This window comes from Paraburkholderia caledonica NBRC 102488, from assembly GCF_000685095.1.
GTDB lineage: Bacteria > Pseudomonadota > Gammaproteobacteria > Burkholderiales > Burkholderiaceae > Paraburkholderia > Paraburkholderia caledonica.
Genome location: NZ_BAYE01000016.1, coordinates 1 through 23,046 on the forward strand (window position 1 = coordinate 1; position 23,046 = coordinate 23,046).

The 23,046-nt window shown below is 62.5% G+C and carries 21 protein-coding genes; 14 read left to right on the plus strand and 7 right to left on the minus strand.

The annotated features are described in order from the left end of the window. Positions 1-100 precede the first annotated feature (100 nt). Positions 101-877 carry an enoyl-CoA hydratase gene (locus tag BCA01S_RS25865; RefSeq protein WP_027779413.1) on the minus strand — a complete coding sequence of 259 codons (777 nt, stop codon included), beginning with the start codon at positions 875-877 and terminating at the stop codon, positions 101-103. A 130-nt stretch (positions 878-1,007) separates the two neighbouring features. Here BCA01S_RS25865 and paaN point away from each other — a divergent pair, with 130 nt between their 5' ends. The 5 genes from paaN to paaK all read left to right on the plus strand — a co-directional run bounded on the left by paaN (position 1,008) and on the right by paaK (position 6,875). Next, on the plus strand, positions 1,008-2,708 hold the full coding sequence (gene paaN / locus BCA01S_RS25870) for a phenylacetic acid degradation protein PaaN (protein WP_027779414.1): 1,701 nt from the start codon (positions 1,008-1,010) through the stop codon (positions 2,706-2,708). Between the two features lie 123 nt (positions 2,709-2,831). After that, positions 2,832-4,034, plus strand: a complete 1,203-nt coding sequence (gene pcaF, locus BCA01S_RS25875) for a 3-oxoadipyl-CoA thiolase (RefSeq protein WP_027779415.1) — start codon at positions 2,832-2,834, stop codon at positions 4,032-4,034. Between the two features lie 53 nt (positions 4,035-4,087). Continuing rightward, the gene (gene paaG, locus BCA01S_RS25880) at positions 4,088-4,879 is read left to right on the plus strand and encodes a 2-(1,2-epoxy-1,2-dihydrophenyl)acetyl-CoA isomerase PaaG (RefSeq protein WP_027779416.1); all 792 of its coding nucleotides are present in this window, start codon (positions 4,088-4,090) and stop codon (positions 4,877-4,879) included. 1 nt (position 4,880) lies between these two features. Continuing rightward, positions 4,881-5,369, plus strand: a complete 489-nt coding sequence (gene paaI, locus BCA01S_RS25885; protein WP_027779417.1) for a hydroxyphenylacetyl-CoA thioesterase PaaI — start codon at positions 4,881-4,883, stop codon at positions 5,367-5,369. A gap of 201 nt (positions 5,370-5,570) precedes the next feature. After that, on the plus strand, positions 5,571-6,875 hold the full coding sequence (gene paaK / locus BCA01S_RS25890) for a phenylacetate--CoA ligase PaaK (protein WP_027779418.1): 1,305 nt from the start codon (positions 5,571-5,573) through the stop codon (positions 6,873-6,875). Positions 6,876-6,980: 105 nt separating this feature from the next. Here paaK and mltA read toward each other — a convergent pair whose 3' ends face one another. Further along, positions 6,981-8,213, minus strand: coding sequence for a murein transglycosylase A (gene mltA, locus BCA01S_RS25895; RefSeq protein WP_042319456.1), 1,233 nt, complete (start codon positions 8,211-8,213; stop codon positions 6,981-6,983). A 153-nt stretch (positions 8,214-8,366) separates the two neighbouring features. After that, on the minus strand, positions 8,367-8,741 hold the full coding sequence (gene apaG / locus BCA01S_RS25905) for a Co2+/Mg2+ efflux facilitator ApaG/CorD (RefSeq protein WP_006052785.1): 375 nt from the start codon (positions 8,739-8,741) through the stop codon (positions 8,367-8,369). 290 nt (positions 8,742-9,031) lie between these two features. Here apaG and rpe point away from each other — a divergent pair, with 290 nt between their 5' ends. From rpe to BCA01S_RS25945, 8 genes are all read left to right on the plus strand, one after another. Continuing rightward, a complete protein-coding gene (rpe, locus tag BCA01S_RS25910; RefSeq protein WP_027779421.1) occupies positions 9,032-9,715 on the plus strand; it encodes a ribulose-phosphate 3-epimerase in 684 nt (227 codons plus the stop codon). Between the two features lie 12 nt (positions 9,716-9,727). Next, a complete protein-coding gene (locus BCA01S_RS25915; RefSeq protein ID WP_027779422.1) occupies positions 9,728-10,444 on the plus strand; it encodes a phosphoglycolate phosphatase in 717 nt (238 codons plus the stop codon). Positions 10,445-10,809: 365 nt separating this feature from the next. Beyond that, positions 10,810-12,303: an anthranilate synthase component I gene (gene trpE / locus BCA01S_RS25920; protein ID WP_027779423.1), complete on the plus strand. Its 1,494-nt coding sequence runs from the start codon at positions 10,810-10,812 to the stop codon at positions 12,301-12,303. Positions 12,304-12,316: 13 nt separating this feature from the next. Continuing rightward, the gene (locus BCA01S_RS25925) at positions 12,317-12,910 is read left to right on the plus strand and encodes an aminodeoxychorismate/anthranilate synthase component II (protein ID WP_020070699.1); all 594 of its coding nucleotides are present in this window, start codon (positions 12,317-12,319) and stop codon (positions 12,908-12,910) included. Positions 12,911-12,927: 17 nt separating this feature from the next. Further along, entirely contained in the window at positions 12,928-13,959 is a 1,032-nt protein-coding gene (gene trpD, locus BCA01S_RS25930; RefSeq protein WP_027779424.1) for an anthranilate phosphoribosyltransferase, read from the plus strand. A gap of 30 nt (positions 13,960-13,989) precedes the next feature. Beyond that, positions 13,990-14,787 (plus strand): indole-3-glycerol phosphate synthase TrpC, encoded by a 798-nt coding sequence (trpC, locus tag BCA01S_RS25935; protein WP_027779425.1) that lies wholly within the window; start codon positions 13,990-13,992, stop codon positions 14,785-14,787. A gap of 42 nt (positions 14,788-14,829) precedes the next feature. After that, positions 14,830-15,456, plus strand: a complete 627-nt coding sequence (locus BCA01S_RS25940; RefSeq protein WP_027779426.1) for a CYTH domain-containing protein — start codon at positions 14,830-14,832, stop codon at positions 15,454-15,456. Between the two features lie 97 nt (positions 15,457-15,553). Continuing rightward, the gene (locus BCA01S_RS25945; RefSeq protein WP_027779427.1) at positions 15,554-16,396 is read left to right on the plus strand and encodes a uracil-DNA glycosylase; all 843 of its coding nucleotides are present in this window, start codon (positions 15,554-15,556) and stop codon (positions 16,394-16,396) included. 177 nt (positions 16,397-16,573) lie between these two features. Here BCA01S_RS25945 and BCA01S_RS25950 read toward each other — a convergent pair whose 3' ends face one another. The 4 genes from BCA01S_RS25950 to BCA01S_RS25965 form a co-directional block, all read right to left on the minus strand. Then, positions 16,574-17,170 carry an FMN-dependent NADH-azoreductase gene (locus BCA01S_RS25950; RefSeq protein WP_020070694.1) on the minus strand — a complete coding sequence of 199 codons (597 nt, stop codon included), beginning with the start codon at positions 17,168-17,170 and terminating at the stop codon, positions 16,574-16,576. A gap of 155 nt (positions 17,171-17,325) precedes the next feature. After that, the gene (locus BCA01S_RS25955) at positions 17,326-19,116 is read right to left on the minus strand and encodes a M61 family metallopeptidase (protein ID WP_027779428.1); all 1,791 of its coding nucleotides are present in this window, start codon (positions 19,114-19,116) and stop codon (positions 17,326-17,328) included. Positions 19,117-19,217: 101 nt separating this feature from the next. Continuing rightward, the gene (locus BCA01S_RS25960; RefSeq protein WP_027779429.1) at positions 19,218-19,943 is read right to left on the minus strand and encodes a DsbC family protein; all 726 of its coding nucleotides are present in this window, start codon (positions 19,941-19,943) and stop codon (positions 19,218-19,220) included. Between the two features lie 186 nt (positions 19,944-20,129). Continuing rightward, a complete protein-coding gene (locus BCA01S_RS25965; protein WP_027779430.1) occupies positions 20,130-21,302 on the minus strand; it encodes a UbiH/UbiF family hydroxylase in 1,173 nt (390 codons plus the stop codon). A 257-nt stretch (positions 21,303-21,559) separates the two neighbouring features. Between BCA01S_RS25965 and ychF the strand changes: the two genes are divergently transcribed. Continuing rightward, on the plus strand, positions 21,560-22,654 hold the full coding sequence (gene ychF, locus BCA01S_RS25970; protein WP_020070690.1) for a redox-regulated ATPase YchF: 1,095 nt from the start codon (positions 21,560-21,562) through the stop codon (positions 22,652-22,654). The last annotated feature ends 392 nt before the right edge of the window (positions 22,655-23,046 follow it).

Here is a 23,046-nt window from a genome sequence, read left to right on the forward strand (position 1 = left end):
ACTGGCTTTCCCGCTTCCCGTGCCCCAGCGTCCGGAGCACGAAAGAGCGAGATTTTAGCGAGCCAGCCAGCGCCTTGCAAGCGTTATTTCGACAAGCGTATTAACGGTGCTTGAAAACCGGTTTGCGCTTTTCCACGAACGCCGCCATCCCCTCTTTTTGATCTTCCGTGGCAAAGAGCGAATGGAAGAGGCGACGCTCAAAATGCACGCCTTCGGCAAGCGTCGTTTCGTATGCACGATTGACCGACTCCTTCACCATCATGACTGCCGGCAGCGGAAACTCGGCGATAGTCGCGCCGGCGGCGATCGATTCGTCAATCAAAGACGCGGCGGGAATCACGCGCGATACCAATCCGGCGCGCTCTGCTTCAGCGGCATCCATAAAACGCGCCGTCAGGCACAGGTCCATTGCCTTAGCCTTGGAGACCGCGCGCGGCAGGCGCTGCGTGCCGCCAGCACCCGGCATGATCCCTAATTTGATTTCCGGCTGACCGAACTTCGCCGTGTCCGCGGCGAAGATCATGTCGCACATCATCGCCAGTTCGCAGCCGCCGCCCAATGCAAACCCCGCCACCGCTGCAATGATCGGCTTACGAATGGAGCGAACCGTCTCCCAGTTGCGCGTGATGTAGTCGCCCTTGTAGACGTCCATATAGGAGTAAGTCGACATCATCCCGATGTCGGCGCCCGCCGCAAACGCCTTTTCGCTGCCCGTCAACACGATCGCGCCAATCGCATCGTCTGCATCGAACTCGCGCAGTGCCACCCCGAGCTCATCCATCAAAGCATCATTCAAAGCGTTCAGCGCTTTAGGACGACTCAACGTGACGAGGCCGACCCGCCCGCGCGTTTCGACCAGAATATTCTCGTAAACCATGCCGCCTCCTAGTGGTTAATCGAGCGCGAAAACGCTTCGCGCAGCCATCTTAATAATGCTAACATTCCCCAACCAACCGGTCGGTCAATTATTAGACAGGCTTTCCCCAACGTACACCAAGCCCTCTGCCATGACACATCCGTTATTCACAAAGCACGAAGACACGCTGCAAAAGGCGCTCGCCGCGGTCGAAACGCGCGGTTACTGGAGCCCTTTCGCTGAAATGCCCAGCCCGAAAGTGTACGGGGAAACAGCCAACGCGGACGGCGAAGCCGCCTTCAAAGCGCATCTGAACGCCGCGTTCGCGCTGGACCAACCGTCGACCGCAGAAACCGTTGGCGCCGAAGTATCACCGTTCGGATTTCCGCTCGGCATTCGATACCCTAAATCGGATCCCGACGCGCTGTTGTCGGCCGCTGCGGACGCGCAACGCGACTGGCGCGCTGCAGGCCCCCAAGCCTGGATCGGCGTATCGCTCGAAATTCTCGCGCGCTTGAATCGAGCCAGCTTCGAGATCGGCTATAGCGTGATGCACACGACCGGCCAAGCCTTCATGATGGCCTTCCAGGCGGGGGGCCCGCACGCACAGGACCGGGCGCTCGAAGCCGTCGTGTACGCGTGGGACCAATTGCGCCGCATTCCCGCCGACGCCCACTGGGAAAAACCGCAAGGCAAGAACCCGCCTCTCGCCATGCACAAGCGCTACACGATCGTCCCGCGAGGCACCGCACTCGTTCTCGGCTGCTGCACGTTCCCAACGTGGAACGGCTATCCGGGGCTGTTCGCCGACCTCGCAACTGGCAACGCCGTGATCGTCAAACCACATCCCGGCGCGATTCTGCCGCTCGCCGTGACCGTGCGAATTGCGCGGGACGTTCTGCGTGAAGCAGGTTTCGATCCAAACGTCGTCACCTTACTAGCAACTGAACCGAACGACGGCGCCATCGTCCAGAGCCTCGCCGTGCGCCCGGAGATCAAACTGATCGATTTCACCGGCAGCACGCAAAACGGCACGTGGCTCGAACGCAATGCGCATCAGGCGCAGGTCTACACCGAGAAAGCCGGCGTGAATCAGATCGTGATCGATTCGGCTGACGACATCAAAGCCGTCGCTCGCAACATTGCCTTCTCGCTTGCGCTCTATTCCGGCCAGATGTGCACCGCGCCGCAAAACATCTACGTGCCCCGCGGCGGCATCCGGACTGCGGACGGCACGCTCTCATTTGACGAAGTCGCGCAGGCCATTGCCGGCGCCGTGCAGAAACTGGTTGCCGACCCAGCCCGTGCCGTGGAACTGCTGGGCGCCATTCAGAACGAAGGCGTCGCCCAGCGCATTGACGAAGCTACCAGGCTCGGCCGCGTCCTGGTCGAAAGCCAGGCGCTCGAGCACCCGGCTTTCGCCGGTGCCCGCGTGCGCACTCCGCTCGTGCTGCAGCTCGACGCCGCAACCGACGGTGAGCAGTTCACCAAGGAATGGTTTGGCCCGATATCGTTCGTTATCGCCACTGACTCGACCGCTCATTCCCTCGATCTCGCCGGCACCATCGCAGCCGAGCACGGCGCACTCACCCTGTCCGTTTACAGCACCGACGAAGCCGTGCTCGACCAGGCGCACGAGGCGTCGATTCGCGGCGGCGTCGCGCTATCGATCAACTTGACGGGCGGCGTGTTCGTCAACCAGTCGGCAGCTTTCTCTGACTTTCATGGCACCGGCGCGAATCCGGCTGCAAATGCCGCGCTCGCCGATGCGGCATTCGTCGCAAATCGCTTCCGCGTAATTCAGAGCCGCGTTCATGTTGAACCGAAAGCCGCGCCGGCGGTAGCTGGCTGAACGTCATAAGACAAACGCACGGCTTTCGTCCTATGCCATTTGGCCGAATGGACCACGCCGTGCGCGCCAACTAACATGAGACATCGGATCGGCCCGCGCGCCGGTCTTCCCAGCAGGAACCTTATGAACGACGCCTATATCTGCGACGCGATTCGCACTCCCATCGGCCGCTACGGCGGCGCCCTGAAAGATGTCCGGGCCGACGACCTCGGCGCCTTGCCAATCAAGGCGTTGATCCAGCGTAATCCTGGCGTGGACTGGCGTGCCGTGGACGACGTTATCTACGGCTGCGCCAATCAGGCCGGCGAAGACAACCGCAACGTCGCTCGCATGTCGGCGCTGCTCGCGGGACTGCCGGCAGACGCGCCCGGCGCGACGATAAACCGGCTGTGCGGCTCTGGCATGGACGCCGTCGGAACAGCCGCGCGCGCAATCAAGGCAGGCGAAGCGCAGTTGATGATCGCCGGCGGAGTCGAAAGCATGACTCGCGCGCCGTTCGTCATGGGCAAGGCGGCGAGCGCATTCACGCGGCAAGCGGAAATCCACGACACGACGATTGGCTGGCGTTTCGTCAATCCGCTAATGAAACGTCAGTACGGCGTCGATTCAATGCCCGAGACCGCGGAGAACGTGGCTGAGCAGTTTGGGATCAGCCGGGCCGATCAGGACGCATTCGCATTGGCCAGCCAGCAAAAGGCTGCCCGCGCGCAACGCGACGGTACGCTGGCACAGGAGATCGTCGGCGTGGAAATCGCGCAGAAAAAGGGCGATGCGATTCGTGTGACGCTCGACGAACATCCGCGCGAAACATCGCTCGAAAGCCTGGCCAGGCTCAAGGGCGTCGTCCGCCCCGACGGCACTGTAACCGCAGGCAACGCGTCGGGAGTGAACGACGGCGCTTGCGCACTCCTCATTGCCAGTCAACAGGCGGCCGAGCAATATGGCCTGCGCCGCCGCGCACGTGTGGTGGGCATGGCAACGGCGGGCGTCGAACCGCGCATCATGGGCATTGGGCCGGCACCTGCCACGCAAAAGCTGCTCAGGCAACTCGGCATGACGCTCGATCAGCTGGACGTGATCGAGTTGAACGAGGCGTTCGCGTCGCAAGGCCTCGCGGTTCTGCGCATGCTCGGTCTGCGCGACGACGACCCGCGCGTCAATCCCAACGGCGGAGCAATTGCGCTCGGCCATCCGCTCGGTGCATCGGGCGCACGCCTTGTCACGACCGCGCTGCATCAGCTGGAACGCAGCAATGGCCGATTTGCGCTTTGCACGATGTGTATCGGCGTCGGCCAGGGCATCGCGCTCGTAATCGAACGGCTCTGACCTCTTACATAAGCGCTGCAGCCTGGCAAAAAGAGACTTTGAGGAGACACCCAATGTCATATGAAGCGATCGGCCTCGACATCGACGCAGCGAGCCGCGTAGCAACCATCACGCTGAACCGCCCGGACAAGCTGAACAGCTTCACGCGCGCGATGCACCAGGAGTTGAACGCGGCGCTCAACGAGGTCGAAACCTCAGGTGCCCGCGCTCTCGTTCTGACCGGCGCGGGGCGCGGATTCTGCGCAGGACAAGACCTCGCCGACCTCGACTTCACGCCCGGCGCGATGACCGATCTGGGCGAATTGATCGACTTGCACTTCAACCCTTTGATCCGCCGACTGCAAGCGTTGCCGTTGCCCGTCATAGCGGCAGTCAACGGGACGGCCGCGGGCGCCGGCGCAAACCTGGCCCTAGCTTGCGATATCGTGCTCGCGGCTCGTTCGGCCAGTTTCATTCAGGCATTCGTGAAAATCGGCCTCGTGCCGGATTCGGGCGGCACCTGGTTCTTGCCACAGCGTGTCGGCATGGCCCGCGCATTAGGACTTGCGATTACCGGCGACAAACTCAGCGCCGAAAAAGCCGAAAGCTGGGGGCTCATCTGGCAAGCGGTCGACGATCAGGAACTGGCGGCCACCGCCGCCAAACTGGCGGCGCAACTCGCGCAGCAACCCACGCGCGCCATCGCCGCAATCAAGCAGGCCATGCGCGCCGGCGCAACTCAAACGCTCGATCAGCAACTCGATCTCGAGCGCGATCTGCAACGCGAACTGGGCGCCTCGCACGACTACGCAGAGGGCGTACAAGCCTTCGTCGAAAAACGCGCACCGCGTTTCGAGGGCCGCTGATATGTCGACGCAACCTGTGTATCCCGCCGAAATGACACCCGACGAACTCGCCCGCGCAACCGCCGCCGCGATGTACGAAAACGATGCGTGCAGCCGCGCGCTCGGTCTCGAAATCATGGAAGTGCGCCCCGGCTACGCGCGTTTGCGCATGGTCGTACGGGACGACTTCCTGAACGGTCATCAAATCTGCCATGGCGGCCTGATATTTACGCTCGCCGATTCGACCTTTGCGTTCGCCTGCAACTCGTACAACCTGAACACCGTCGCGTCAGGATGCTCAATCGAATTCCTGCGACCCGTGCATGGTGGCGACGTGCTTACTGCAGAGGCGGTCGAGCAGACATTGAACGGCCGCACGGGAATTTACGATATCCGAGTAACCAATCGTGCGGGCGATACAGTCGCCATGTTTCGCGGCAAATCGGCGCAAATCAAAGGCAACGTGATCCCGCCGATAGCGTCCGGCACGGCAGCGGAGTCACCGGACTAAGGCGCAGGAGTATCGGCATGACCGGCAACGAGGCGCACGCAAGACGCTCCTCGCAAGAGTCGCCAGTCCAAAGCGCCATTGAGCGGTGACACCGGCAACCGAGCCCCCGCAGAGGCGGCAGTCGGCGAACGCCGCACCTGGTTTCGCGCTTGAGCGCAACGCATATCAGACCTGAGCATTGAAGCAGCAAGGAGACATTTGATGACCACCGCCCTCCCCCTCGATCCGATCGAGACCGCCAGCCGCGACGAGCTATGCGCGCTTCAACTTGAACGGCTCAAATGGTCGCTGAACCACGCTTATGAAAACTCGCCGGTCTATCGTCGCAAGTTCGACGAAGCCGGCGTCCACCCGAGCGAACTGACCACGCTTGCGGACCTCGCCCGCTTCCCATTCACGACGAAAAAAGATTTGCGTGACAGCTATCCGTTCGGAATGTTCGCCGTGCCGCAAGACCGAATTTCACGCATTCATGCTTCGTCGGGCACGACCGGCAAGCCCACCGTGGTGGGCTACACCGCGCGCGATATCGACACGTGGGCGAATCTGGTTGCGCGTTCAATCCGCGCCGCGGGCGCCAAACCCGGCGACAAAGTTCATGTGAGCTACGGATACGGCCTGTTCACAGGCGGCCTCGGCGCCCACTACGGCGCAGAGCGCGCAGGCCTCACCGTCATCCCGTTCGGCGGCGGTCAGACCGAAAAACAGGTGCAACTGATCCAGGACTTCCGGCCCGACATCATCATGGTGACGCCGAGCTACATGCTCTCGATCGCCGACGAACTCGAACGCCAAGGTGTCGACCCGGCCAGTTGTTCGCTGCGCATCGGCATCTTCGGCGCGGAGCCGTGGACGAACGACATGCGTCACGCAATCGAGAAGCGCATGGGCATCGACGCTGTCGACATCTACGGCTTGTCGGAAGTGATGGGCCCCGGCGTGGCGTCGGAATGCGTCGAGACCAAAGACGGCCCGACCATCTGGGAAGATCATTTCTACCCGGAAATCATCGATCCCGAAACCGGCGAGGTGCTTCCGGACGGTGAACTGGGCGAACTGGTGTTCACGTCCCTGACCAAGGAAGCGTTGCCGATCATCCGTTACCGGACGCGCGACCTCACGCGTCTCTTGCCGGGCAGCGCGCGCACCATGCGTCGTATGGAAAAGATCACCGGCCGCTCAGACGACATGATGATCGTGCGCGGGGTCAACGTGTTTCCTACGCAGATCGAGGAACTGCTGCTCAAGCAGCACGCGCTCGCGCCTCACTATCAGATCGTACTCACCAGGGAAGGCCCGCTCGACGTTTTGACGCTGAACGTCGAGCCTTGTCCGGAAACGGCGCCGGACACCTCCGTGTTGAACACGGCCAGGCAGGCGCTGGCCTATGACATCAAAGCGCTGATCGGCGTCAGCGCTGTGGTGAATGTGCTTGCGGTGAACGGGATTGAACGCTCGGTGGGCAAGGCGCGCCGGGTAGTCGATAAGCGCAAGTCGGGGCTGTAAGTCGAGCCTGAGAATCGCGCGAAGCTACGTCGCGGCAAGAGCGGCGGTCAGCCGGACCGCCGCACTACAGCCGCCTCCGGCAAGGCTTTGCGCCCGGAGGCCAGGTCAGGAGTTCGGCAGCAGCAACCACATCCGGCCGCCCTGCTTCATTTTGCCGGCGAGATCGCCGGCGTCGTCGCCGAGGCCCCAGAAGTAGTCTGCGCGCACTCCGCCCTTGATCGCGGAGCCGGTGTCCTGCGCAAACACGAGACGGTTCATCGGCGAATTTGTCAGCGGGCGCGTGGTCTGCAAAAACACCGGTGTACCGAGAGGGATCGAAGTCGGATCGACGGCAATCGAGCGCTCCGGCGTCAGCGGCACCCCCAAAGCGCCGATAGGACCATCGGCGCCGGCTTTGGACACGCCCTCTCCTGATGGCATCTCGCGGAAAAACACGAAGCGCGGATTCGTATCGAGCAGCGCATCGACCCGATTCGGGTTCGCGCGCGCCCATGCCTTGATGCCTTGCATGGTGGCCTGCGCGGGGGTGAGTTCGCCGCGATCCAGGAGCCACCGTCCAATGGATTTATACGGCTGGTTGTTGGTGCCGCCAAAACCGAGGCGCATCACGCTTCCATCTTCCATCACGATGCGCCCGGAGCCCTGCACTTGCAGGAAGAACGCTTCGATCGGGTCGTCCACCCAGACGAGTTCATTGCCGTTTAGCACGCCCATGCGTTCCAACTGCGCCCGTGGCGGCATCGCCGCGCCAGGACGATAGCTGGAAGGCCAACGATAAAGCGCCGTTTGATACACGCCGTGGCGCGTGCGCGAGCCGCGCAGCAACGGCTCGTAGTAGCCGGTGACGAGTCCGTCGAGCGTGCCGTCGGTATTCGCTAGCTGAAAGGGCGTGAAATACGCTTCAAAGAATGCGCGGGCGCTGGTGGCGTCGAGATCGTCGAGTTGCGCCGCCGCCGCACATGCCCGCGCCCAGTTCGCCTGGCGCGCAAGCCTCAAGCAGTTCTGCCGCAAAGCCGCTGTTGCGCCGATCAGCGAATCGTCCTGCCAGCCGGGAACCTGCTGCCACGCCACCGGCGTGAGCCGCGTCGCCGAGATCTGACCAGGAATGATCGCCGCACCCGTGGGCGGCGAAACCACAGGTCGAACCGCACCGCCACCACCGCAGGCGGCCAGAATCGCCGCAACTGAAAGCGCGCTGAGCCATGCTCCGGTCGCGCGGACAAAACGCCTACAATGTTCGTTCTTAATGGAAACCGCCATGTCTGATCTGTTCGACGAATACCCGATGCTCATCTTCGCGCTGGAATCGCTTCTCGCGCTGTTCCTGCTCGTGTTCATCGTTGTGTGGACGTCGTCTGGTAAAAAGAAAGCGGCGCGCGCCAGCAGCAGCAAGGAAACACAGAAGCCGCAAGAACCGCGCTGAAGCGGCGCCGATTCACGCATTCCACGGCGCGCGTAGAACCGTTAAAGACCGTGGACTGCGCTCACGGTTCAATGCAATGTGCGTGGCATGCGCAGAATGAACTCCGGCACCGGCGCGTCGAAACGCTCACCGTCCTCGGCCACGCAGAAATACTCCCCGCGCATCGTGCCGACCGGTGTGGCAATGACCGCCCAACTCGTATATTCGAACTGCTCGCCGGGTTTCAGCAACGGCTGGTGCCCGACCACGCCCAAACCCTTCACTTCCTGCACGGTCTTTTCGCTATCCGTGATGACCCAATGCCGCGCGATCAATTGTGCAGGTACCTGACCGGTGTTGCGGATGGTCAGCGTATAGGCGAACGCATACTGGCGGCGCTCCGGGTCCGACTCTTCGGGCAGGAATTGCACCTGCGCCGACACGCTGAATTCGTACTGGCTCATCCTGATTCCAATCTGGTGAAACGGGGCGACAAAATCGCTGGAAAGCCCGAGTGCCAATGGCTTAAGCGGCCATTGGCGACGCAGCGCCATGGTTTGGCATTCTGCGTCATGCGCGACACGCCCGCAACCGGACATATCCTTTGGCCAGGGACGCTTAAGGCGTTTCGCCATACTCGCGGCTCAAACCCGAGGCTGCGCCGCGCGTCGTTCCGGCGCCCCGCCCGCCGCTTCGCGCGTGCGCAACACAAAACGGTAAAATGACGTTTTCCCGCTTGCATCCGCCCGCCGCCATGACGCAATTCCGAATCGCTCCCAGCATTCTGTCCGCCGACTTCGCCCGCCTCGGGGAAGAAGTGCGCAACGTCGTCGCCGCTGGCGCCGACTGGATCCATTTCGACGTGATGGACAACCACTACGTGCCGAACCTGACCATCGGTCCGCTCGTGTGCGAGGCGATCCGTCCGCATGTGGACGTGCCTATCGACGTGCATCTGATGGTGCGTCCCGTGGACCGCATCGTGCCGGACTTCGCGAAAGCGGGCGCGAATCTGATCAGCTTTCACCCGGAAGGCTCGGACCACATCGACCGCACGCTGTCGCTGATTCGCGACCACGGCTGTAAGGCGGGCCTCGTGTTCAACCCCGCCACTTCGCTGAACTACCTCGATCACGTGATGGACAAGCTGGACCTCGTGCTGATCATGTCGGTCAACCCTGGATTCGGCGGCCAGTCGTTCATTCCGGAAGCGCTGAACAAGCTTCGCGAAGCGCGCAAGCGTATCAACGCGTACAAGGAGCGCACAGGCCGCGAGATTCATCTGGAAGTGGACGGCGGCGTGAAAGTGGACAACATCGCCGAAATCGCGGCGGCCGGCGCGGATACCTTCGTGGCTGGCTCGGCCATTTTCGGGCAGCCGGATCACAAGGTCGTGATCGACAAGATGCGCGCCGCGCTCGCCAACATTCAGCACTGACACTCGCGCCACATGACCGCTTCGTTCCCTGCCCCGACTTTCAACGGCCCGCGCCTGCAAGCCGCGATCATCGACCTGGACGGCACGATGGTCGATACCGCCGACGATTTCACCGCCGGCCTGAACGGCATGCTCGCGCAACTCGACGCAGTCGAAACGTCGCGTGAAGAAGTGGTCGGCTATGTTGGCAAAGGCTCCGAGCATCTGATCCGCAGCGTGCTGGCGCCGCGCTTCGAAGCAGAGCACGCGCAGGACCGTTTCGACGAAGCGCTCGCCATTTATCAGGCCGAGTACGCGAAGATCAACGGCCTGCACACACGCCTCTATCCAGATGTGGAAGCCGGCCTCGTCGCGCTGCGCGACGCCGGTCTGAAGCTCGCGTGCGTGACCAACAAGCCGCATCGCTTCGCGCTCGAACTGCTGCAGCAATATGGGCTCGCACAATATTTCAGCGTCGTGCTCGGCGGCGACAGTCTGGCGAAAAAGAAGCCGGATCCGCTGCCCATGCTCACCGCCGCCGCGCAACTCGGGGTGGAACCGCGCGCCACGGTCGCCATCGGCGATTCGGAAAACGACGCGCTGGCGGGCCGCGCGGCAGGCATGGCGACGCTCACCGTACCCTATGGCTACAACCATGGGCAAGCTATACAAACAATAAAATCCGATGGTATAGTTGCCTCGCTGCTGGACGCCGCCAAGGCGATTGCAGCGCACCAATCCACGACTTGAAAAGTCCTTCATCCTCATGTTTCTGAATAAAAACCGGAGTCTGATTAGCATCGACCGGGGAGCCTGGCCCTGGCGTCGCTGGTCGCGCTAACCTCGCCTGAGGTACGCTGAAGCTCGTCTTCCGCAACCGTTTTTTACTTCGCTGCGCTCACGCGTTTTTCCATCGTTCTGTTTCGCTGCATCGGCTGATTCCGCCTGCGTGTACCCGCAAGGTACGTGTGTGGCTGGAACTCCCTGCTCGCGTCGATGGGAAAATCGCGCCGGTCGGTTCATCATCGAAAAAACGCACGAACGCCTGACCGGCCGCGCAACGCCCCGCTTTGTCCGACGCACGCTGCCGCCGGACCTACGTACAGGATCGGAACATGACCGAACTCGAATTTCAGTCCCTCGCCAACGAGGGCTTCAACCGTATTCCGCTGATCGCCGAAGCGCTCGCCGACCTCGAAACGCCGCTCTCGCTGTATCTGAAGCTCGCGCAGCCCGAGCGCAACGGCGCAAATTCGTTCCTGCTGGAGTCGGTAGTGGGCGGCGAGCGCTTTGGTCGCTATTCGTTCATCGGACTGCCGGCGCGCACGCTGCTGCGCACGCGTAACGGCGTGTCGGAAGTGGTGCGGGACGGCAAGGTTGTCGAAACGCACGAGGGCGATCCGCTCGAGTTCATCCAGCAGTTTCAAAGCCGTTTCAAGGTCGCGCAGCGGCCGGGCTTGCCGCGTTTCGCCGGCGGCCTCGCCGGCTATTTCGGCTACGACGCGGTGCGCTACATCGAGAAAAAGCTCGCGCATAGCGCGCCGAAAGACGATCTGAATCTGCCGGACATCCAGTTGTTGCTGACCGAGGAAGTCGCGGTGATCGACAACCTCGCGGGCAAGCTGTACCTCGTGATCTACGCCGACCCGACGCAGCCCGAGGCTTACACGAAGGCAAAGCAGCGTCTGCGCGAACTGCGTCAGCGTTTGCGCGCAACGGTCGAGCCGCCGGTCACCTCGGCGAGTGTGCGCACCGAGACGTACCGCGAGTTTGCGAAAGACGACTACCTGGCCGCCGTGCGCAAGGCGAAGGAATACATCGCCGCCGGTGAACTGATGCAGGTGCAGGTTGGCCAACGTCTGACGAAACCCTATCGCGACAACCCGCTGTCGCTGTATCGCGCGCTGCGTTCGCTCAATCCGTCGCCGTACATGTACTACTACAATTTCGGCGACTTCCATGTGGTGGGTGCGTCGCCGGAAATTCTCGTGCGTCAAGAAAAGCGCGGCGAAGATCGTATCGTCACGATTCGTCCGCTCGCAGGCACGCGTCCGCGCGGCAACACGCCCGAACGCGACACCGAACTCGCTACTGAACTGCTGAACGATCCGAAGGAAATCGCCGAACACGTGATGTTGATCGACCTCGCGCGCAACGACGTGGGCCGCATCGCGCAGATCGGATCGGTGGTCGTCACCGACAAGATGGTGATCGAAAAGTACTCGCACGTGCAGCACATCGTGAGTTCGGTTGAAGGCAAGCTGAAGCCCGGCACCACCAATTTCGACGTGCTCCGCGCCACTTTCCCCGCTGGCACGCTGTCGGGCGCGCCGAAAGTCCGCGCGATGGAATTGATCGACGAACTCGAACCCGTGAAGCGCGGCCTCTACGGCGGCGCAGTCGGCTATCTGTCGTTCACCGGCGAAATGGATCTGGCGATCACAATTCGCACTGGCGTGATCGCGAACGGCAATCTGTATGTGCAGGCGGCGGCGGGTGTCGTCGCGGATTCGGTGCCGGAATCCGAATGGCAAGAGACCGAGAACAAGGCGCGCGCCGTGTTGCGCGCGGCGGAACAGGTTCAAGACGGCCTCGATAGCGACTTCTGACCGGAGACACACCATGCTGCTCATGATCGACAACTACGACTCGTTCACTTACAACCTGGTGCAGTACTTCGGCGAACTTGGCGAAGACGTGCGCACCTATCGGAACGACGAAATCACGCTGGACGAAATCGCGAAGCTCAACCCCGAGCGCATCTGCCTGTCGCCCGGCCCGAGCAATCCGCAACACGCCGGCATTACGCTCGACGTGCTGCGCGAGTTCTCCGGCAAGACGCCGATTCTCGGCGTGTGCCTCGGCCATCAGGCGATCGGCGAAGCGTTCGGCGGCCGCGTCGTGCGCGCGCAAACCATCATGCACGGCAAGGTCAGCACGATCGAGACCGATTGCAAAGGCGTGTTCGCGGATTTGCCGAAGCATTTCGTCGTGACCCGCTACCACTCGCTCGCGATCGAACGCGAATCGCTGCCGGACTGTCTCGAAGTGTCGGCATGGACCGAAGACGGCGAAATCATGGGCGTGCGTCATAAGGAACTGGCCGTCGAAGGCGTGCAGTTCCATCCGGAATCGATTCTTTCCGAACACGGCCACGCGCTGCTCGAAAACTTCGTAAAACAGTCAAAAGCGAAGCCGGCCCAACGCACCGCCTGATGAAGCGAGATAACATCATGACAATCACGCCGCAAGAAGCGCTGCAACGGACCATCGAGCACCGCGAGATTTTCCACGACGAAATGCTGCATCTGATGCGGCTCATCATGCGCGGCGAACTTTCGCCCGTCATGGCGGCCGCCATCATTACAGGCTTGCGCGTCAAAAAAGAGACCATCGGCGAAATCACCGCCGCCGCCACGGTGATGCGTGAATTTGCCAGGCACGTGGAGGTGCAGGACAACTCGAACTTCGTCGATATCGTCGGCACCGGCGGCGACGGTTCGCATACGTTCAATATCTCGACGGCGACAATGTTCGTGTCCGCCGCAGCCGGCGCGAAAGTCGCGAAGCACGGCAATCGCGGCGTGTCGAGCAAGTCGGGCAGCGCGGACGTGCTCGAAGCGCTCGGCGTGAATATCGACCTGCAGCCGGAACAAGTCGCAGCGTCGATTGCCGAAACCGGCATGGGTTTCATGTTCGCGCCGAATCATCACCCGGCGATGAAAAACATCGCGCCGGTGCGCCGTGAACTCGGCGTGCGGACCATCTTCAACATTCTGGGTCCGCTGACGAATCCGGCCGGCGCGCCGAATCAGCTGATGGGCGTGTTCCATGCGGACCTGGTCGGCATTCAGGTTCGCGTGATGCAGCGCCTCGGCGCAAAGCATGTGCTCGTGGTGTACGGTATGGACGGCATGGACGAAGTGTCGCTCGGCGCGGCCACGCAAGTCGGCGAGTTGCGTGACGGCGAAGTGCGCGAGTACGAGATTCATCCGGAAGACTTCGGCATGCAGATGGTGTCGAATCGAACGCTGAAAGTGGCGGACGCCACGGAATCGAAAGCAATGCTGCTCGAAGCGCTCGACAACAAACCGGGCGTCGCGCGAGAGATCGTTACGCTGAACGCGGGCACGGCGCTGTACTCGGCGAACGTGGCGTCGTCCATCGCGAACGGCATCGAGCTTGCGCGGGAAGCCATCGCCAGCGGCAAGGCTCGCGCAAAAGTCGACGAACTCATCCGCTTCACGCAGCAATTCAAGCACTAATCAGGCAGCAACCAACGTAGCGAGATTCTTATGAGCGACATCCTCGACCGTATCATCGCGGTCAAACGCGAAGAAGTCCGCGCCGCCGAACAGAGCGCGCCGCTCGAAGAGCTGCGCCTCGAAGCGTCGTCGCGCGATATTCGCGATTTCGTCGGCGCTCTACGCGCAAAACATGCGGCCGGTCTCGCCGCAGTGATCGCTGAGGTGAAGAAAGCGAGCCCGTCGAAAGGCGTTCTGCGCGAGAACTTCATCCCTGCGCAAATCGCGCGTTCGTATGAAACGCACGGCGCGGCCTGTCTGTCCGTATTGACCGACGTGCAGTTCTTCCAGGGCAGCGTCGCGTATCTGGAACAGGCGCGCGCCGCGTGCCAGTTGCCGGTGCTGCGCAAAGACTTCATCGTCGATCCGTACCAGATCGTCGAAGCACGCGCGATGGGCGCCGACGCGATTCTGCTGATCGCCGCCGCGCTGGAAACTTCGCAGATGCAAGACCTCGAAGCGCTCGCGCATTCGCTCGGCCTGGCGGTGCTCGTGGAAGTGCATGACAGCGACGAGCTGATGCAGGCGCTCACGCTGAAAACGCCGCTGATCGGCGTCAACAATCGCAATCTGCGCACTTTCGAGACGTCGATCGAAACCACCATCGACATGCTCGAGGCGATTCCCGACGACCGCATCGTGGTGACGGAATCGGGCATTCTGTCGCGCGCCGATGTCGAAAGGCTGCGCGCGATGGACGTGAATACGTTCCTCGTCGGCGAGGCATTCATGCGCGCAGACGAGCCGGGCGTGGAGCTTGCTCGCATGTTCTTCCCGGGCGCGGCGTGAGCACACCGCAACCTATGTAACGCATACACAGCGGAGCACGACATGGCCATGGAACGCGAGATCAAGTTGCTGCTGCCGGCCGCGCAAGTGAACGCGGCCGGGCAATGGTTCGTCGCGCGCACTGGCAACGAGGGCCGCGCGATCAAGCTGTCGAATATCTACTTCGACACGCCGCAACTCACGCTGGCAGCCTCAAAGAGCGCGTTGCGCCTGCGCCATACACCCGACGGCTGGCTGCAGACGTTCAAGACGGTAGGCAGTGCGGCAAACGGCTTGCACAGCCGCCACGAATGGGAAATGCCCGTCGCGGGCGAGGCCCTCGAAATTGACGCGTTACTGCGCCAATGCGACGAGTCCGCCGCCGCGCAAGCGTTGCGTGAAGCGGCGCCGCAGCTGATCGAACTGTTTCGCACGGACTTCACACGCACGCTGTGGCAAGTGAGCGTCGACGGCTCCGAGGTGGAAGCCGCAATCGACCAGGGCAACGTGCTGGCCGAAGTGAACGGCGAATTGCGCCGCGCGCCTATTTCGGAGATCGAACTCGAACTGAAGTCCGGCGACGAAGCCGCGCTGCACGCGCTCTCGAGCGAACTCGGCAAGCAGATTGCAGGCCTCGCGCCCGAGAACATCAGCAAGGCGCAGCGCGGGTATCAATTGCGCGCGGGCTGAGCGCGGGTTGCGTCATCGCCGCGCGTTCTCGCCGCCTACTGTGCGCGCCGCCGCCTCGGCTTGAGTCACACCGCGTTTGCTGCGACACTTCTGCGCCATGACTACTGCATCCCGCCCCCGCTCAGCGCCGTCACAAGCATCGTTATTCGGCGACGCCGCGGCGCCGGCCGGCACTATTTCCGCCGAGCCGCAGCCGCAATCCCAGCAAGCAGCTGGCACGCCGCCCACGCTCGAAGAGCAGTTCGCCGCGCTACCGGCCGAATGGCGAGCGCACCTGAAGTCTTTCATTGAAAGCGATGCTTACGCGCCGCTCTGCCGTTTTGTCGACGGTGAGCGCGCGGCCGGCAAAACCGTTTATCCCACCGACGTGTTCCGCGCTCTGCGGCTTACGAGCCCCGATGAAGTGAAGGTCGTGATTCTCGGTCAGGACCCGTATCACGGCGAGGATCGCGGCACGCCGCAAGCTCACGGGCTCGCATTTTCAGTCGCGCCGAACGTGCGCACGCCGCCGTCGCTGCGCAACATTTTCAAGGAAATTGCGGCAAGCCTCGGTCACGAACCGCCCCGTCACGGTTGCCTCGACACGTGGGCGAAGCAAGGCGTGCTGCTGCTGAACACGGTGCTGACCGTCGAGCGCGATTCAGCCGCCAGCCACGCGAAGCGCGGCTGGGAAAAATGCACAGACTCGCTGATTCACGAACTCGCGATGCGTCACGACGGTCTCGTGTTCATGCTGTGGGGCGCACATGCGCAGGCGAAGCGCGCGCTGCTCGGCGGCAAGTCGCATTACGTGCTGGAGGCGCCGCATCCTTCACCGTTGTCCGCGCATCGCGGCTTTCTCGGCTGCGGACATTTCGCGAAGGCAAACGAGTATCTCGTGAAGCATGGCCGCGAACCGATCGACTGGCGCCTGCCCGACGAAGCGCAAATGCTGGCTTAGCGGCCCCTGTCTGCAAACCGGGGGAGAACCAGCGGCAAAAAACAAAAATGCCACGGAATTTATTTCCGTGGCATTTCAGTTTTCAACGCTCGCAATCGGCTTAACTTGCGAACCTCAGCAGCAAGCCACAAGTCGCGAACCAGGCGGCGAACCTGGGCCGCGAACTCGTCAGCCAGCTCAAGCAGCCGCGATCGCCTCGCGCGCCGCAGCCAACGCTGCGCCCGCTGCGTCCGGGCCCATGTTCAGACCTTCGGCGTAAATGAAGTTGACATCCGTCATGCCGATGAAGCCTAGGAAGCTCTTCAGATACGGCGTCTGGCTCTCGTTCGGCGTACCCACGTACTTGCCGCCGCGTGCGGATACGACGTACACCTTCTTGCCCGTCACGAGACCCTCGGGGCCGTTGGCGGTGTAGCGGAACGTGATGCCGGCGCGGGCGATGAAGTCGAAATAAGTCTTCAGTTGCGACGAAATGCCGAAGTTGTACATCGGCGCGCCGATCACGATGATGTCGGCGGCTTGCAGTTCCGCGATCAGCGCTTCGCTGCGCGCGGCGATCGCGGCTTGCTCGGGGGTACGCTGATCAGCCGGCGTAAAAAACGCGCCCAGAATGGCGTCGTCCAGATGCGGCAGCGGTTCGGCTTGCAGGTTACGGACGACGACTTGCGCGCCCGGATTCGATTGTTGCAGCTTTTCGGTCAGCTCGTTGAGGAGCAGCGTCGAGTTCGCGCCTTGCGAGCGGGCTGCCGAGTTGATTTGCAGGATCGTGGTCATGGTTGACTCCAGTGGGGGGCGCGCTGTGTTGCGCGAGTGGGGCCATTGTGTTTTTTTACCGATCCGGGAAAAAGCCGTCCGGCAGCGACGGATTGTTGCAGTGATAGAACAATCCGCCGCCCGCCGACCGGAATTGACGTCGGCACGGATTCCGATCAGCTTGTCAGCCAGCGCTCGCGCGCCTTGCGGGGGGCGGGTCGCTGGTCGGCGACGGTGAGCTTGTAGCGTGACACTTCAGGCCCCTCCAGCTTGAGCTGCGCCGTGCGCAACTCGTCGCGGCGGAATGCGTGAACTTCCACTTTGGCTCCAGGCTGATAGCGCGCGAGCAGTGTGTCGAGATTCGAGCCCGTCACGCGCAGGCCGTCGAGCGCGATCAGCACGTCGCCGGCCGAGAGCCCCGCTTTCTGCGCGGCGCCGCCTTCGTGGACAGCCGTCAGCGTACAGTCCGCGCCGCCGCGCACCCGCACGCCGAGCGACGGTTTGCCGCTCTTGTCGGCTTCCGGCGCGAGCGTGACGCCGAACGGTTCCAACAGTGTTTCGAGCGGCAAATCGCGCGTGCCGTGCACCGCTTCTGCAAACAGGTCGCCCAGCTGCACGCCGGTCGCTTCCGCAAACAGCGCTTCGACCTCGGGTTCCTCGACGCCCACCGGCTTGCCGCGGTAAAAATCGCGGCCGAAGCGCTGCCACAGCAGACGCATCACGTCGTCGAGCGACTTACGATTGCTGGTCTGCGCGCGGATCGCCAGGTCGAACGCGAGCGCAACGAGCGAGCCCTTCGTGTAATAGCTGACGATGGCATTCGGCGCGTTCTCGTCCTGCCGGTAGTATTTGACCCAGGCGTCGAACGAGCTTTCCGCGACGCTCTGCTTCAGTCGCCCGCTGCCGCGCTGCACGCCGCCGATCACCTTGCCGAGCAGGCCGAGATAATCGTCGACTGAAATCAGGCCGCTGCGCACGAGAATCAGGTCGTCGTAGTACGAGGTGAAGCCTTCGAACAGCCACAACAGCGACGTGTAGTTTTCGACGGAAAGGTCATACGGCGCAAAAACCGCGGGCTTGATCCGCTTCACGTTCCACGTGTGAAAGTATTCGTGGCTGCACAGGCCGAGGTAGGTCCGATAGCCTTCTGTCAGCGCGTCGCGGCCTTGCACGGGCAGATCGCCGCGATTACAGATCAGCGCCGTCGACGCGCGGTGTTCGAGGCCGCCGTAACCGTCCGTGACTGCTTGCGTCATGAATACGTAGCGATCCACGGGCGCTTTCTTCGACTTCGGCTCGAAGAGCGCGATTTGCGCTTCGCAAATGCGCTTCAGGTCGGCGCTGAGCCGCGCCATGTCCAGTCCGATCACGCGCCCTGCGATCACGACGTCGTGCGGCACACCGTGCGCGTTGAACGTCGCCAATTCGAATTTGCCGAGCGTGACCGGATGATCGATCAGCTCATCGTAGTTCTGCGCGCGATATTCCCCGAAGCCATAACGCTTCGTGCCGCGCGCTTCCGGTAGCGCCGTCGCGACGCGCCAGTTGCGATACGCCGCGCCCTCCGGCTTCTGGATATCGACCACGCACTGCGCTTCCTCGTGACCGAGCGGCGCCAGGAACACGCTCGTGCCGTTGAAAAAACCCGTGGTGTCGTCCAGATGCGCCGCGCGCACCGACAGATCCCACGCATAGACCTCGTAGCGCAGCGTCAGCGCGCCTTTCACCGGCGCCGCCTGCCACGTGTGCTTGTCCGTTTTCTCGACACGCACCTTGCGGCCCGCGTCGTTGAAAGCGCGCAGCGTCACGATGTTGCGCGCGAACTCGCGCACCATGTAGCTGCCCGGAATCCATACCGGCAGCATGAAACGCTGGCCGGCCGGATCGGGATCGGCAACGGTGACGGTGACTTCGAACAGGTGAGCGGCGGGTTGCTTGGGAACGATGGTGTAGCGGATCGGCTTCATCGGCGGCGTTTGGTGGATTGGTGGTTTTGGCTGATTGTTGGGGGCTTGATGCGAAAGGAGGCGCCATTTGCGCCTCCTTCAGTTGGTCAGTGCCGCGTGTGTCAGTGCACCGCTGCCATTTCCTTGTCGAGCCGGTCGGCCGGCACCGCGCCCGGCAGGCGGCGGCCGTCGGCGAGGAACACGGTAGGCGTGCCTTCCACGTTCATCGCATGCCCGAGCGCGAGATTCCTGTCGATCGCGGCAGTGTCGCAAGTGCCGGCGGCCGTGGGCGCCTGATGGTCTTGCATCCAGGACTCCCACGCCTTCGCGCGATCAGTCGAGCACCAGATCGACTTCGACTTGGCGGTCGAGTCCGGCGACAAAACCGGGTACAGGAACGTGTAAACCGTCACGTTGTCGATCGACTTCAGCGTGGTTTCGAGCTGCTTGCAGTACGGGCAGTTCGGGTCGGAGAACACCGCGATCTTGCGCGATCCATTGCCCTTCACGACCTTCACCGCATTGGCGAACGGCAGGCTTGCGAAGTCGATGCGGTTGGTTTCCGACAGGCGCGCTTCGGTCAGATTCTTGCGCGTCTTCGTGTCGACCATGTCGCCGAGCAGCACGTAGTCGCCGTTGGCGTCGCTGTAGACGATCTGGCTGCCGAGGTTCACTTCATACAGGCCGGCAATCGGCGACTTGGTCACGCTCTTGATCGTCACGTCCGCGAGACGCGTTTGCAGCGTGGCCTTGAGTTTGTCGGTGGCCTGGTCGGCTTGCGCGGAGCAGCCGATGGTGACGGCGGCAATCGCAAGCATGGCGGTCGCCATGCGGAAGGTTCGTTTCATGCTGAATTCCTGGTTCAATCGCGCGTTGCGCGTTGGGCGTTCATGCCGTTGCCTTCTTTTGCGTGGGAAGGCAGCAGCATCTGTGCGTTCATGATACCTGTCTCACCGGTTCGGCATGCCGCGCCGGGTTAGAGCCGGGTTAGAGCCGGGTTAGAGCCGGGTTGAAGCCGCAATGCAGCCCGCCTTTCAGCCGAGCGCGGCCGACACGAGCCAGCGCTTGATAAACGGCTGCGCACCGACGAAAGCCATGCCGCTATTGCGCACGATCTTGGCCAGCGGGCCGGGCACGGAAAACAGTTTTTGCAGACCGTCGGTGGCGATCATCAGCGCACGAATGTCTTCGCGGCGCGCGCGTTCGTAGCGCCGCAGCAGGACCATGTCGCCGAGATCGCGAAACGACTCCTTGCCCGCGACGACATCGGCAAGCGCAGCGACGTCGCGCAAACCGAGGTTCATTCCCTGCCCGGCGAGCGGATGGATCAGATGCGCGGCGTCGCCGACCAGCGCGACGCGCGGCGCCACCAGGCGGTCCACGGTTTGCAGCGCGAGTGGAAAGCCCTGTGCCGGCGTCACGCAGTCGAGGCCGCCAAGCTGGCCGCCCGTCACGCGCTCCACTTCTGCTGCGAGCTGTGCCGGATCGAGCGCGATCAGTCGCTCGGCATGTTCCGTGCGCGCCGACCACACGAGCGACACATGACCGTCAGGCATCGGCAGCAGCGCGATGATCTCGCCGTCCTTGAACCATTGGTAAGCGGTCTCGCCGTGCGGTTTCTCGGCCTTGAAGTTCGCGACGACGCCGGTCTGCCGGTAGTCGCGCCGGTTCATCTTCGAGCCGATCTGCGCGCGTACCCATGAATGCGCGCCGTCTGCGCCGACGAGCAGATCCGCCGCGAGCACGCTGCCGTTCGCGAGACCGACGCTCGCACTGTCGGCGGTGAAATCGAGCGCTTGCGCGCGGCTGTCGATCCACGTGAGGTTCGGCTGGAAGCGCAGCGCCGCATCGAGCGCGCGCTCGATCAACGACGACTCGACGATCCACGCCAGTTGCGGCACCGAAGCCTGAAACGCGGAGAAATGCAGTTCGGCGTGGGCGTCGCCGTAGACGCGCATGTCGTAGACGGGACCGAGCCGCGACAAGTCGAGCGCCTGCCAGACACGCAAGCGCTCGAGCAACGCCTGCGAACTCGACGACAACGCATACACCCGCGAGTCGAATGAAGCGCCGGCGGAGAGGGGCGCGCAGGGCTGCGCGAGCAGCGCGACGCGCAATCCGCCTTGCGTGAGCGCAAGCGCCGCGGTCTTGCCGACCAGCCCACCGCCGATCACGGCGGCATCGAAAGTCTGATGGTGTGCGTTCATCCGCGCATTATAGCTGCGGGGTTGCGAGGGACGGATCGGGCGCGCAGCTTTCTGAAGCCACGTCAAGAAGCTGATTGGAACGGGTTACAATTGCGTTTTCCGTGACAGAACTCGCCCAGAATCGTCGAGGCAACACCCGCTCTGGCGTCGCGTCCCGCTCCGCTGCGTTCCCTTTGCTGCCAAACGCGAAGGCTTCCCGAATCCTGCACACAGCGTCGAGCGCATCACGCAATTTACTGAATTACTGAAGGATTTCCATGAGCCTCAAATGCGGCATCGTCGGCTTGCCTAACGTCGGCAAGTCCACTCTGTTCAACGCGCTGACCAAGGCGGGCATCGCTGCCGAAAATTACCCGTTTTGCACGATCGAGCCGAACGTCGGCATTGTCGAAGTGCCGGACGCGCGTCTGAAGGCGCTCGCCGAAATCGTCAAACCCGAGCGCATTCTGCCGGCCGTCGTCGAATTCGTGGACATCGCCGGTCTGGTGGCGGGCGCGAGCAAGGGCGAAGGCCTCGGCAACCAGTTCCTCGCGAACATCCGCGAAACCGATGCGATCACGCACGTTGTCCGCTGCTTTGAAGACGAAAACGTGATTCACGTGGCCAACAAGATCGATCCGTTGTCGGACATCGAAGTCATCAACACCGAACTGGCGCTCGCGGACCTCGCAACGGTCGAAAAAGCGCTCGCGCGTTATTCGAAGGCCGCCAAGTCGGGCAACGACAAGGAAGCCATCAAGAACGCCGCGGTGCTGGAAAAGGTGCGTGCGCAACTGGATCAGGCGAAACCGGTCCGGGCGCTCGATCTGTCGGACGAAGAAAAGGCCACGCTCAAGCCGTTCTGCCTGATCACGGCAAAGCCGACCATGTACGTCGCGAATGTGAAGGAAGACGGCTTCACGAATAATCCGCATCTGGACGCGGTGACGAAGTACGCGGCGTCGGAAAACGCGCCGGTGGTCGCCGTCTGCGCGGCAATCGAAGCGGAAATCGCCGACCTCGACGAAGCCGATATGGAAGTGTTCCTCGCCGACATGGGCATGGAAGAGCCGGGCCTGAACCGCGTAATTCGCGCCGGCTTCAAGCTGCTGGGCTTGCAAACCTACTTCACGGCTGGCGTGAAGGAAGTACGCGCATGGACCATTCATGTGGGCGACACGGCGCCGCAAGCGGCGGGCGCGATCCACACGGATTTCGAGCGCGGCTTTATTCGCGCGCAGACCATCTCTTTCAACGACTACATCGCCTATAAAGGTGAGCAAGGCGCGAAAGAAGCCGGCAAGATGCGCGCCGAAGGCAAGGAATATGTCGTGCACGACGGCGACGTGATGAACTTCCTGTTCAACGTGTAACGCCGGGCGCTTTCCTCGAGCGCCTAACAGCTGATACTTGGCCGCGTCGCTGCGCGCGGCTCCCGCCTGTATTACATCTGTCAAAGCCCGCTTCGCGCGGGCTTTGTGCTTTTTTGCGGGTTTCGGAAGTGTCTGGCAATGCTGTGCGATCGATCTTGAGCGCGCCGGGATTGTGCGCGGGTGCAGGTGTCACCCTTGGCTCATCCCAACCCGCCGAGTATTCGATGCAACCGCAAATGTTTCAATTTCATGACATGCGATGTTAAATTGCGGCATTCGGCGTCACAGTAAAAGCGACGCCGGACTGTCATCGAACACAAATAGAATCGCGCGATTCGCAATTGCGCCCTTTCCGCATCTGCATTGCTGGGACGGGAGGTGGCGCTTTAGCG